The sequence below is a fragment of the Pseudomonas fluorescens genome (assembly GCF_030344995.1).
Classification (GTDB): domain Bacteria; phylum Pseudomonadota; class Gammaproteobacteria; order Pseudomonadales; family Pseudomonadaceae; genus Aquipseudomonas; species Aquipseudomonas fluorescens_BF.
In genome coordinates, this window is sequence record NZ_CP128260.1 from 4228141 (window position 1) to 4240982 (window position 12842).

Annotated in this window: 11 protein-coding genes; all 11 read left to right on the plus strand. The window is 60.3% G+C overall.

Going from position 1 to position 12842, the window contains the following annotated elements; genetic code table 11:
- Positions 1 to 9: 9 nt before the first annotated feature.
- The 11 genes from QR290_RS18880 to nuoJ all read left to right on the plus strand — a co-directional run bounded on the left by QR290_RS18880 (position 10) and on the right by nuoJ (position 12842).
- Entirely contained in the window at positions 10 to 762 is a 753-nt protein-coding gene (locus tag QR290_RS18880; RefSeq protein ID WP_085609247.1) for a secretin N-terminal domain-containing protein, read from the plus strand.
- Between the two features lie 476 nt (positions 763 to 1238).
- Positions 1239 to 2564 carry an isocitrate lyase gene (gene aceA, locus QR290_RS18885; protein ID WP_039767419.1) on the plus strand — a complete coding sequence of 442 codons (1326 nt, stop codon included), beginning with the start codon at positions 1239 to 1241 and terminating at the stop codon, positions 2562 to 2564.
- 547 nt (positions 2565 to 3111) lie between these two features.
- Positions 3112 to 3525 carry an NADH-quinone oxidoreductase subunit A gene (locus QR290_RS18890; RefSeq protein ID WP_003223812.1) on the plus strand — a complete coding sequence of 138 codons (414 nt, stop codon included), beginning with the start codon at positions 3112 to 3114 and terminating at the stop codon, positions 3523 to 3525.
- A gap of 10 nt (positions 3526 to 3535) precedes the next feature.
- The gene (locus QR290_RS18895) at positions 3536 to 4210 is read left to right on the plus strand and encodes a NuoB/complex I 20 kDa subunit family protein (protein ID WP_007951456.1); all 675 of its coding nucleotides are present in this window, start codon (positions 3536 to 3538) and stop codon (positions 4208 to 4210) included.
- Positions 4211 to 4279: 69 nt separating this feature from the next.
- The gene (gene nuoC / locus QR290_RS18900) at positions 4280 to 6064 is read left to right on the plus strand and encodes an NADH-quinone oxidoreductase subunit C/D (protein ID WP_115078470.1); all 1785 of its coding nucleotides are present in this window, start codon (positions 4280 to 4282) and stop codon (positions 6062 to 6064) included.
- A gap of 2 nt (positions 6065 to 6066) precedes the next feature.
- Positions 6067 to 6564, plus strand: a complete 498-nt coding sequence (gene nuoE / locus QR290_RS18905) for an NADH-quinone oxidoreductase subunit NuoE (RefSeq protein ID WP_003223804.1) — start codon at positions 6067 to 6069, stop codon at positions 6562 to 6564.
- Positions 6561 to 7916, plus strand: a complete 1356-nt coding sequence (gene nuoF / locus QR290_RS18910; protein WP_064380702.1) for an NADH-quinone oxidoreductase subunit NuoF — start codon at positions 6561 to 6563, stop codon at positions 7914 to 7916. Before nuoE ends, nuoF begins: the two co-directional genes overlap by 4 nt.
- A 137-nt stretch (positions 7917 to 8053) precedes the next feature.
- Positions 8054 to 10768: an NADH-quinone oxidoreductase subunit NuoG gene (nuoG, locus tag QR290_RS18915; protein WP_289203339.1), complete on the plus strand. Its 2715-nt coding sequence runs from the start codon at positions 8054 to 8056 to the stop codon at positions 10766 to 10768.
- The gene (gene nuoH / locus QR290_RS18920; protein WP_007951460.1) at positions 10765 to 11772 is read left to right on the plus strand and encodes an NADH-quinone oxidoreductase subunit NuoH; all 1008 of its coding nucleotides are present in this window, start codon (positions 10765 to 10767) and stop codon (positions 11770 to 11772) included. The genes nuoG and nuoH overlap by 4 nt, the downstream gene beginning before the upstream one ends.
- Before the next feature lie 11 nt (positions 11773 to 11783).
- Positions 11784 to 12332: an NADH-quinone oxidoreductase subunit NuoI gene (gene nuoI / locus QR290_RS18925; protein ID WP_007951461.1), complete on the plus strand. Its 549-nt coding sequence runs from the start codon at positions 11784 to 11786 to the stop codon at positions 12330 to 12332.
- A gap of 9 nt (positions 12333 to 12341) precedes the next feature.
- Entirely contained in the window at positions 12342 to 12842 is a 501-nt protein-coding gene (gene nuoJ / locus QR290_RS18930; protein ID WP_007951462.1) for an NADH-quinone oxidoreductase subunit J, read from the plus strand.

The following is a 12842-nucleotide window of genomic DNA, read 5'->3' on the forward strand; positions in this document are numbered from 1 at the left end:
ATAACGGACATGTCCCTACGCACCCTGCTCACCACCCTGCTGCTCGGCTGCAGTTTTTCGGTGATGGCAGCCACAGAAATCGTGCCCCTCAAGTACCACACCAGCGCCGACATGCTGCCGGTGGCTCAGGATTTCCTCGGCAAGGACGGCCAGGTCAGCGCCTATGGCAACCAACTGATCGTCAAGGCCGAGCCCGGCAAGATCGAAGAACTCAAGGACCTGCTCTCGCAACTCGACACCGCGCCCAAGCGCCTGCTGATCACGGTCGACACCAACGAAAACAACGGTCGTGGCGATGAAGGCTATTCGGTCAACGGCGCGCAGACCCGCATCATCAGCCGCAGCACTGCCAGCCGTGACGGCGGCATTCAGCAGATTCAGGCCAGCGAAGGCGCACCGGCGCTGATCCAGGTCGGCCAAAGCGTGCCAATCACCAGCAGCCAGACCAACTCCTACGGCGATTACAGCAGCCAGACGCAATATCGCAACGTCACCCAGGGGTTTTACGTCACCGCCAGTGTCACCGGCGAAACCGTTCACCTGGCGATCAGTACCAACCGTGACCGCATGAGCCAGGAACGTCCCGATGTAGTGAACGTGCAAAGCACCGACACAACTGTCACCGGGCGCCTGGGCGAATGGATCACCCTCGCCGGCGTGAATCGCCAGACCCAGGCCGACAAACAGGGTCTGGCCCGCAGCTACTCGACTCAAGGCCGGGATGACATGACGTTGCGGGTGAAAGTCGACACGTTGGACTAAAGCACCAAAAACTGACTGATTAGTCGTATTAGACGAAAGATGTAGTGCTTGAAAAAAAGCACTACAAAACGTTTGACGAGCCAAAAAAGCGAAGGCATGATGGCCTCGCTCCCGCTAATCAGAGGCCCTGGCAAGGGCCTTCGAAGCGATGCTCGCAACCATCCCCGCGAGCCGTTTCGTGTCTGTACCGCCCACAAGGTGTGTTTGACGAGGTTGCCGACTGGAACGAAGTTGTCCCGAGGGACGGAAGCGTAATTAGGTAACCCGGCTTTACACTGTAGTTCGCATAAAGGCCCACGACGCCCGAATGTGCCCGCCAGTTCGCCTTTACCTGCTCACTTCCCCTCGAGCCCATCGTTCATCCCGTCGCCCGCCCCGCCAAACCCGACCTGACCACCTAAGCTTCTGGTCAGCGAGCGCAAGGAATTTTCCACCGCAGAACAACTTTTCATAAAGACGCGACGAGGTTTATCTCCATGGCACTGACACGCGAACAGCAAATTGCAGCCCTTGAAAAAGACTGGGCTGAAAACCCGCGCTGGAAAGGCGTGACTCGCAATTACTCCGCTGCTGACGTCGTCCGTCTGCGTGGCTCGGTTCAACCAGAGCACACTTTTGCGAAAATGGGCGCCGAGAAGCTGTGGAATCTGGTCACCCAGGGTGCCAAGCCGTCCTTCCGCCCAGAGAAAGATTTCGTCAACTGCATGGGCGCCCTGACCGGCGGCCAGGCTGTTCAACAGGTGAAAGCCGGTATCCAGGCGATCTACCTGTCGGGCTGGCAAGTCGCTGCGGACAACAACTCCGCCGAATCGATGTACCCGGACCAGTCGCTGTACCCGGTGGACTCGGTTCCAACCGTGGTCAAGCGCATCAACAACTCGTTCCGTCGTGCCGACCAGATCCAGTGGAAAGCCGGCAAGAACCCGGGCGACGAAGGCTACATCGACTACTTCGCACCAATCGTGGCTGACGCTGAAGCCGGTTTCGGCGGCGTACTGAACGCCTACGAGCTGATGAAGAGCATGATCGAAGCAGGCGCCGCCGGCGTTCACTTCGAAGACCAACTGGCTTCCGTGAAGAAATGCGGCCACATGGGCGGCAAGGTTCTGGTTCCAACCCAGGAGGCCGTACAGAAGCTGACCGCTGCTCGTCTGGCTGCCGACGTTGCCGGTGTACCGACCATCATCCTGGCCCGTACCGACGCCAACGCTGCCGACCTGCTGACTTCCGACTGCGACCCGTACGACCAGCCGTTCGTGACTGGCACCCGTACCCAGGAAGGTTTCTACAAGGTTCGTGCCGGTCTGGACCAGGCGATCGCCCGTGGCCTGGCCTACGCGCCGTACGCCGACCTGATCTGGTGCGAAACCGCCAAGCCGGACCTGGAAGAAGCCCGTCGCTTCGCCGAAGCGATCAAAAAGGAATACCCGGACCAGATCCTGTCGTACAACTGCTCGCCTTCCTTCAACTGGAAGAAAAACCTGGACGACGCGACCATCGCCAAGTTCCAGCGCGAACTGTCCGCCATGGGTTACAAGCACCAGTTCATCACCCTGGCCGGCATTCACAACATGTGGCACAGCATGTTCAACCTGGCGCACGACTACGCCCGCAACGACATGACTGCCTACGTGAAGCTGCAAGAGCAGGAATTCGCTGACGCCGCCAAGGGTTACACCTTCGTGGCTCACCAGCAGGAAGTGGGCACTGGCTACTTCGATGACATGACCACCGTGATCCAGGGCGGCACGTCCTCGGTGACCGCGCTGACCGGTTCGACCGAAGAAGAACAGTTCCACTGATCGACTTCGCCTGAGCGAGCGGCCTTTGCGGACCGTATAGAAAGCTAACCGCACTGCCGAAAAACTGACGCCCCGACTGGTTCGGGGCGTTTTTTTTGCCTGCGGTTTTCCGGGAGTTTCAGGAAATGGCACAGCCTGTCAGGCAAAACATTGATCCAGAGCGGTATCCGCATCTGAAAAATCGGCTAAAACGGGCGCCGCCGCTACTTGCAGTAACGCGCATATAAGACAACTTCCCAACTACTGACCCGTTAAACAGTTACGAAACCGCTCCAAACGATATTAATTATCATTTAGCGGCAACTATGTTCGTTACATTTCCTACAAAACATAATTCGTGAAATCCCGGCTAATGCCCGCAACGCATGGGCTGCGGGCCCTTCGAGGTGCGCTATGTCCTTATTCCAATAAATAATTTCGCTATAGGAATTTTACTTGCCGGGTGTTTAGCCATAAAATCAGCGCGATTGATTGCTGCGACATATCGTCACTGCCTTATTTCTTTATCAAGCTCAGAGACCTTTGCTCTCTGTTAAGGATTTCCAGCATGCCCGAAGCGACAGGACTCATGGCCCACAACTGGGGCTTTGCCATTTTCCTTCTGGGTGTAGTCGGCCTGTGTGCCTTCATGCTCGGCGTCTCCAGCCTCCTCGGGTCAAAAGCCTGGGGCCGCAGCAAAAACGAACCGTTCGAGTCCGGCATGCTACCTACCGGTGGCGCCCGCTTGCGGCTCTCAGCCAAATTCTATCTGGTCGCGATGCTGTTCGTGATCTTCGATATCGAAGCCCTCTTTCTCTTTGCATGGTCTGTGTCCGTCCGCGAAAGCGGCTGGACCGGATTCGTCGAAGCTCTCGTTTTCATAGCAATTCTGTTGGCAGGTCTTGTCTACCTGTTCCGAGTGGGCGCCCTTGACTGGGCTCCGGAAGCTCGTCGCAAGCGACAGGCGAAGCTGAAACAATGAGGCTTTGGCAATGCAATACAATCTCACCAGAATCGACCCCGATGCTCCTAACGAGCAGTATCCGATCGGCCAGCGGGAAACCGTTTCCGATCCGTTAGAGGATCAAGTCCACAAAAACATTTTCATGGGCAAGCTGGAAGACGTGCTGAGTGGCGCGGTCAACTGGGGACGTAAAAACTCCCTGTGGCCGTACAACTTCGGTCTTTCGTGCTGCTACGTGGAAATGACCACCGCCTTCACGGCGCCCCACGACATCGCGCGCTTCGGCGCCGAAGTTATCCGGGCATCACCGCGTCAGGCCGACTTCATGGTTATCGCCGGGACCTGCTTCATCAAGATGGCGCCGATCATTCAGCGCCTGTACGAGCAGATGCTCGAGCCCAAGTGGGTGATCTCGATGGGTTCGTGCGCCAACTCCGGCGGCATGTACGACATCTACTCCGTGGTTCAGGGGGTGGACAAGTTCCTGCCCGTTGACGTCTACGTACCTGGCTGCCCGCCCCGTCCAGAAGCATTTCTGCAAGGCTTGATGCTGTTGCAGGAATCCATTGGCCAGGAGCGTCGCCCACTTTCCTGGGTCGTTGGCGATCAAGGCGTTTATCGCGCCGACATGCCTTCGCAGAAGGAACAGCGCCGCGAACAGCGAATCGCAGTCACCAACCTGCGCAGCCCTGACGAAGTCTGATCCAGTCTGTTTCAAAGAAACGAGAAGCTGGCTTCATTCTTTACGTTGACCGAAAGCGAAAAAATAACCATGACTACAGGCAGTGCTCTGTACATCCCGCCTTATAAGGCAGACGACCAGGATGTGGTCGTCGAACTGAACAACCGTTTTGGCGCCGAAGCGTTCACCGCTCAGCCGACCCGCACCGGCATGCCGGTGCTGTGGGTGGCTCGCGCCAAACTCGTCGAAGTCCTGACCTTCCTGCGCAACCTGCCCAAGCCGTACGTCATGCTCTATGACCTGCACGGCGTGGACGAGCGTCTGCGCACCAAGCGTCAAGGGCTGCCGAGCGGTGCCGATTTCACCGTGTTCTATCACCTCATGTCGCTGGAACGTAATAGTGACGTGATGATCAAGGTCGCCTTGTCCGAGAGCGACCTCAGCTTGCCGACCGTCACCAGCATCTGGCCGAACGCCAACTGGTACGAGCGTGAAGTCTGGGACATGTACGGCATCGACTTCAAAGGTCACCCGCACCTGTCGCGCATCATGATGCCGCCGACCTGGGAAGGTCACCCGCTGCGCAAGGACTTCCCGGCGCGTGCCACCGAATTCGATCCGTTCAGCCTGAACCTGGCCAAGCAGCAGCTTGAGGAAGAAGCCGCGCGCTTCCGTCCTGAAGACTGGGGCATGAAGCGTTCCGGCCCGAACGAGGACTACATGTTCCTCAACCTGGGTCCGAACCACCCTTCGGCTCACGGTGCGTTCCGCATCATCCTGCAACTGGACGGTGAAGAGATCGTCGACTGCGTTCCGGACATCGGTTACCACCACCGTGGCGCCGAGAAGATGGCCGAGCGTCAGTCCTGGCACAGCTTCATTCCGTACACCGACCGTATCGACTACCTCGGCGGCGTGATGAACAACCTGCCGTACGTGCTCTCGGTCGAGAAGCTGGCCGGCATCAAGGTGCCCGAAAAGGTCGACGTCATCCGCATCATGATGGCCGAGTTCTTCCGGATCACCAGCCACCTGCTGTTCCTGGGTACCTACATCCAGGACGTCGGCGCCATGACCCCGGTGTTCTTCACCTTCACCGACCGCCAGAAGGCGTACACGGTGATTGAAGCCATCACCGGTTTCCGTCTGCACCCGGCCTGGTACCGCATCGGTGGCGTCGCCCACGACCTGCCGCGCGGCTGGGAAAAACTGGTGAAAGACTTCGTTGAATGGCTGCCGAAGCGCCTCGACGAATACACCAAGGCCGCCCTGCAGAACAGCATCCTCAAGGGTCGTACCATCGGCGTTGCCCAGTACAACACCAAAGAGGCCCTGGAATGGGGCGTCACCGGTGCCGGCCTGCGTTCCACCGGTTGCGACTTCGACCTGCGTAAGGCGCGCCCATACTCCGGCTACGAGAACTTCGAGTTCGAAGTGCCGCTGGCTGCCAACGGCGATGCCTACGACCGCTGCATGGTTCGCGTCGAAGAGATGCGCCAGAGCGTCAAGATCATCGACCAGTGCCTGCGCAACATGCCGGAAGGCCCGTACAAGGCGGATCACCCGCTGACCACGCCGCCGCCGAAAGAGCGCACGCTGCAGCACATCGAAACCTTGATCACGCACTTCCTGCAGGTTTCGTGGGGCCCGGTCATGCCGGCCAACGAATCCTTCCAGATGATCGAAGCGACCAAGGGCATCAACAGTTATTACCTGACGAGCGACGGCGGCACCATGAGCTACCGTACCCGGATCCGTACTCCGAGCTTCGCCCACCTGCAGCAGATCCCTTCGGTGATCAAAGGCAGCATGGTCGCGGACCTGATTGCGTACCTGGGTAGTATCGACTTCGTTATGGCCGACGTGGACCGCTAAGCATGAACAGCACGCTTATCCAGACAGACCGTTTCACCCTGAGTGAAACCGAGCGCTCGGCCATCGAGCACGAGCTGCATCACTACGAAGACCCGCGCGCGGCGTCGATCGAAGCCCTGAAGATCGTCCAGAAGGAACGCGGCTGGGTGCCGGACGGCGCCCTGTACGCCATCGGCGAGATCCTCGGCATCCCGGCCAGCGACGTTGAAGGCGTGGCCACGTTCTACAGCCAGATTTTCCGTCAGCCGGTCGGCCGTCACATCATTCGCGTCTGCGACAGCATGGTCTGCTACATCGGCGGCCACGAGTCGGTGGTCAGCGAAATCCAGAACAACCTGGGTATCGGCCTGGGTCAGACCACCGCCGACGGTCGCTTCACCCTGCTGCCGGTCTGCTGCCTCGGCAACTGCGACAAGGCACCGGCGCTGATGATCGATGACGACACCTTTGGCGATGTCCAGCCTGCCGGCGTCGCCAAACTGCTCGAGGGCTACGTATGACCCTGACTTCTTTCGGTCCGGCCAACCGCATCCAGCGTTCGGCCGAGACTCACCCGCTGACCTGGCGCCTGCGTGACGACGGCGAAGCCGTGTGGCTCGACGAGTACCAGGCCAAGAACGGTTACGCCGCTGCGCGCAAAGCCTTCGCCGACATGGATCAGGACGCCATCGTCCAGACCGTGAAAGACGCCGGCCTCAAAGGTCGCGGCGGTGCAGGTTTCCCCACTGGCGTGAAGTGGGGCCTGATGCCAAAAGACGAATCCATCAACATCCGCTACCTGCTGTGCAACGCGGATGAAATGGAGCCGAACACCTGGAAAGACCGCATGCTGATGGAGCAACTGCCCCATCTGCTGATCGAAGGCATGCTGATCAGTGCCCGTGCACTGAAAACCTACCGTGGCTACATCTTCCTGCGTGGCGAGTACACCACCGCCGCCAAGCACCTGAACCGTGCCGTGGAAGAAGCCAAGGCAGCGGGCCTGCTGGGCAAGAACATCCTGGGCAGCGGCTTCGATTTCGAGCTGTTCGTCCACACCGGCGCCGGGCGTTACATCTGCGGTGAAGAAACCGCACTGATCAACTCCCTCGAAGGCCGCCGCGCCAACCCGCGCTCCAAGCCGCCCTTCCCTGCCGCCGTTGGCGTGTGGGGCAAGCCGACCTGCGTGAACAACGTTGAAACCCTGTGCAACGTGCCGGCGATCATCGCCGACGGCGTGGACTGGTACAAATCGTTGGCCCGCGACGGCAGCGAAGACATGGGCACCAAGCTCATGGGCTTCTCCGGCAAGGTCAAGAACCCTGGTCTGTGGGAACTGCCATTCGGCGTGACCGGTCGCGAGCTGTTCGAAGACTACGCCGGCGGCATGCGCGACGGTTACAAGCTCAAGGCCTGGCAGCCAGGCGGCGCCGGTACCGGTTTCCTGTTGCCGGAACACCTCGACGCACAAATGTACGCCGGCGGCATCGCCAAGGTGGGCACCCGTATGGGTACCGGCCTGGCCATGGCGGTGGACGACAGCGTCAACATGGTGTCCCTGCTGCGCAACATGGAGCAGTTCTTCGCCCGCGAATCCTGCGGTTTCTGCACCCCTTGCCGTGATGGCCTGCCATGGAGCGTCAAGCTGCTGATGGCCATCGAACAAGGCCGCGGCCAGCCAGGCGACATCGAGACCCTGCTGGGTCTGGTCAACTTCCTCGGCCCGGGCAAGACCTTCTGTGCTCACGCACCGGGTGCCGTGGAGCCGTTGGGCAGTGCCATCAAATACTTCCGTCCAGAGTTCGAAGCCGGTATCGCGCCCGCAAGCGCCGCCGTCCCGCCTCTGGCGAAGCCGATCGTAGTCGGCGCGTAAACGCTTAAAAAAGGCGAAGGGTCCGTGCCCTTCGCCTTTCGTCCGATGACGCCTTTCGGGGCTGACTGGATTCGGACGGATAACAAGATTCCATTAGCCACGCCCGCTGACACCGGGCCAACGAAGACCTTTGAACCATGGCCACTATCCACGTAGACGGCAAAGCGCTCGAAGTCGACGGGGCAGACAACCTGTTACAGGCATGTCTGTCGCTGGGCCTCGACATCCCTTATTTCTGCTGGCACCCCGCGCTTGGTAGCGTCGGGGCCTGCCGCCAGTGCGCGGTCAAGCAGTACACCGACGAGAACGACACCCGTGGTCGCATCGTCATGTCCTGCATGACGCCTGCCACCGACAACACCTGGATCTCCATCGACGATGAAGAATCCAAGGCGTTTCGCGCCAGTGTTGTTGAATGGCTGATGACCAACCACCCGCACGACTGCCCTGTGTGCGAGGAAGGCGGTCACTGCCACCTGCAAGACATGACCGTGATGACCGGCCACAACGAGCGCCGTTATCGCTTCACCAAGCGCACCCACCAGAACCAGCAACTGGGCCCGTTCATTTCCCACGAAATGAACCGCTGCATCGCCTGCTACCGCTGCGTGCGTTTCTACAAGGACTACGCCGGCGGCACCGACCTCGGCGTATTCGGCGCCCACGACAACGTGTACTTCGGTCGCGTTGAAGACGGCACCCTCGAAAGCGAGTTCTCCGGCAACCTCACCGAGGTCTGCCCGACCGGTGTGTTCACCGACAAGACTCACTCCGAGCGCTACAACCGTAAATGGGACATGCAGTTCTCGCCGAGCATCTGCCATGGCTGCTCGAGCGGTTGCAACATCTCCCCGGGCGAGCGTTACGGCGAACTGCGTCGCATCGAAAACCGTTACAACGGTTCGGTGAACCAGTACTTCCTGTGCGACCGTGGCCGTTTCGGTTATGGCTACGTCAACCGCACCGACCGTCCACGTCAGCCACTGCTGGCCGACGGCACCAAGCTGAGCCTGGACGACGCGCTGGATAAAGCCGCCGACCTGCTGCGCGGTCGCAACATCGTCGGTATCGGTTCGCCGCGTGCCAGCCTCGAAAGCAACTACGCGTTGCGTGAGCTGGTCGGCGCCGAGCACTTCTACTCCGGTATCGAAGCCTCCGAGCTGGAACGCATCCGTCTGGTCCTGCAAGTGCTGAAAGACAGCCCGCTGCCAGTGCCGAACATGCGCGACATCGAAGACCACGACGCCGTGTTCGTCCTCGGTGAAGACCTGACCCAGACCGCCGCCCGTATGGCCTTGGCCCTGCGTCAGTCGGTAAAAGGCAAGGCCGAAGACATGGCCGAAGCCATGCGCGTTCAGCCTTGGCTCGACGCCGCCGTGAAGAACATCGGTCAGCACGAGCTGAACCCGCTGTTCATCGCCAGCCTGGCTGAAACCAAGCTCGACGACATCGCCGAAGAATGCGTACACGCCGCTCCGGACGATCTGGCCCGCATCGGTTTCGCCGTGGCTCACGCCCTGGACGCCAGCGCGCCTGCCGTCGAAGGTCTGGACGCCGAAGCCCTGGAACTGGCCAAACGCATCGCCGACGCTTTGCTCGCCGCCAAGCGTCCGCTGATCATCGCCGGTACTTCGCTGGGCTCCAAAGCCCTGATCGAAGCGGCTGCGAACATCGCCAAGGCCCTGAAGCTGCGCGAAAAGAACGGTTCGATCAGCCTGATCGTGCCGGAAGCCAACAGCCTCGGTCTGGCCATGCTCGGTGGTGAATCGGTTGATGCCGCGCTGCAAGCGGTCATCGACGGCAAGGCCGACGCCATCGTCGTTCTGGAAAACGATCTGTACACCCGTACCGCCAAGGCCAAGGTCGATGCGGCACTGAACGCTGCGAAAGTAGTGATCGTTGCCGACCATCAGAAGACCGCCACCAGCGACCGCGCACATCTGGTTCTGCCAGCCGCCAGCTTCGCTGAAGGCGACGGTACGCTGGTCAGCCAGGAAGGCCGCGCCCAGCGCTTCTTCCAGGTTTTCGACCCGCAATACATGGACGCAAGCATTCTGGTCCACGAAGGCTGGCGCTGGCTGCACGCCCTGCGCGCTACCCTGCTGAACCAGCCGATCGACTGGACGCAACTCGACCACGTGACCGCTGCCGTTGCTTCGAGCACCACGCAATTGGCGCGTATCGTCGACGCCGCGCCGTCCGCCTCGTTCCGCATCAAGGGTCTGAAACTGGCGCGTGAGCCGCTGCGTTACTCCGGTCGCACCGCGATGCGCGCCGACATCAGCGTTCACGAACCACGTACTCCGCAAGACAAGGACACCGCGTTCGCCTTCTCGATGGAAGGTTACTCGGGCTCCGCCGAACCGCGTCAGCAGGTTCCTTTTGCATGGTCGCCGGGCTGGAACTCGCCGCAAGCCTGGAACAAGTTCCAGGACGAAGTCGGTGGTCACCTGCGCGCTGGCGATCCGGGCACCCGCCTGATCGAAAGCACCGGTGATTCGCTGAACTGGTTCGCCAGTGTTCCGCGAGCGTTCAACCCTGCCCAAGGCACCTGGCAAGCCGTGCCGTTCTTCCACCTGTTCGGCAGCGAAGAAAACTCTTCGAAAGCCGCTCCGGTTCAGGAACGCATTCCGGCCGCCTACGTTGCACTGGCCAAGTCCGAAGCGGATCGCCTGGGCGTCAACGATGGCGCACTGCTGAGCCTCAATGTTGCCGGCCAGACCCTGCGTCTGCCGCTGCGCATCAATGAAGAGCTGGGCGCAGGTCTGGTGGCATTGCCTGCGGGCATCGCCGGCATTCCACCGGCATTCGCCGGCGTATCCGTGGATGGTCTGCAGGAGGCAGCGCAATGACCTGGTTCACCCCTGAAGTGATCGATGTGATCCTGACGGTCATCAAAGCCATCGTGATCCTGCTGGCCGTGGTGGTCGCAGGCGCGTTGCTCAGCTTTGTCGAGCGTCGCCTGCTGGGCTGGTGGCAGGACCGTTACGGTCCGAACCGCGTTGGCCCGTTCGGCATGTTCCAGATCGCAGCCGACATGCTGAAGATGTTCTTCAAGGAAGACTGGACCCCGCCGTTTGCCGACAAGGTGATCTTCACCCTGGCACCGGTGGTGGCCATGTCCGCCCTGCTGATCGCCTTCGCGATCATCCCGATCACCCCGACCTGGGGCGTGGCGGATCTGAACATCGGCCTGCTGTTCTTCTTCGCCATGGCTGGTCTTTCGGTCTACGCGGTGCTGTTCGCCGGCTGGTCGAGCAACAACAAGTTCGCCCTGCTGGGCAGCTTGCGTGCCTCGGCGCAGACTGTGTCCTACGAAGTGTTCATGGGCCTGGCCCTGATGGGCATCGTGGTGCAGGTCGGCTCGTTCAACATGCGCGACATCGTCGAGTACCAGGCGCAGAACCTGTGGTTCATCATTCCGCAGTTCTTCGGCTTCTGTACCTTCTTCATCGCTGGCGTGGCCGTGACTCACCGTCACCCGTTCGACCAGCCGGAAGCGGAACAGGAACTGGCCGACGGTTACCACATTGAATACGCCGGTATGAAATGGGGCATGTTCTTCGTCGGTGAATACATCGGCATCATTCTGATCTCGGCGCTGCTGGTCACCCTGTTCTTCGGTGGCTGGCACGGTCCGTTCGGCATCCTGCCGCAACTGTCCTTCGTCTGGTTCGCACTGAAGACCGCGTTCTTCATCATGCTGTTCATCCTGCTGCGCGCTTCCATCCCGCGTCCGCGTTATGACCAGGTGATGGATTTCAGCTGGAAATTCTGCCTGCCACTGACCCTGATCAATTTGCTGGTGACCGCTGCAATCGTGTTGTGGAACACGCCTGCGGTTGCGGTTCAGTGAGGATTTGACCCATGTTCAAATATATTGGCGACATCGTTAAGGGTACCGGTACCCAGTTGCGCAGCCTGGTCATGGTCTTCGGCCATGGCTTTCGCAAGCGCGACACCCTGCAATACCCGGAAGAGCCGGTCTACCTGCCACCACGCTACCGTGGCCGCATCGTCCTGACCCGCGACCCCGATGGCGAAGAACGCTGCGTGGCCTGCAACCTGTGCGCCGTGGCGTGCCCGGTGGGTTGCATCTCGCTGCAGAAAGCTGAAACCGAAGACGGTCGCTGGTATCCGGACTTCTTCCGTATCAACTTCTCGCGCTGCATTTTCTGCGGTCTCTGCGAGGAAGCCTGCCCGACCACCGCGATCCAGCTGACCCCGGATTTCGAGATGGCCGAGTTCAAACGTCAGGACCTGGTGTACGAGAAAGAAGATCTGCTGATCTCCGGCCCCGGCAAAAACCCTGATTACAACTTCTATCGTGTTGCAGGTATGGCCGTTGCGGGCAAGCCGAAAGGCGCCGCACAAAACGAAGCCGAGCCGATCAACGTGAAGAGCTTGCTGCCTTAAGGAAGAACGATGGAATTCGCTTTCTATTTCGCATCGGGTATCGCTGTTGTGTCCACACTGCGTGTGGTCACCAACACCAATCCTGTGCACGCCCTGCTCTACCTGATCATTTCGTTGATCGCCGTGGCCATGACCTTCTTCGCACTCGGCGCTCCGTTCGCCGGCGTGCTGGAAGTGATCGCCTACGCTGGCGCCATCATGGTGCTGTTCGTGTTCGTGGTGATGATGCTGAACCTCGGTCCCGCCTCGGTTCAGCAGGAACGCACCTGGCTCAAGCCCGGGATATGGGCGGGGCCGGTGATTCTCGCCGCCCTGCTGCTGGCCGAACTGCTGTATGTGCTGTTCGCTCACCAGAGCGGTCAGGCCATCGGCCACACCACCGTCGATGCAAAAGCCGTGGGCATCAGCCTGTTCGGTCCGTATCTGCTGGTGGTCGAACTCGCCTCGATGCTGCTGCTCGCTGCAGCCGTCACGGCGTTCCATTTGGGCCGTAACGAGGCGAAGGAGTAA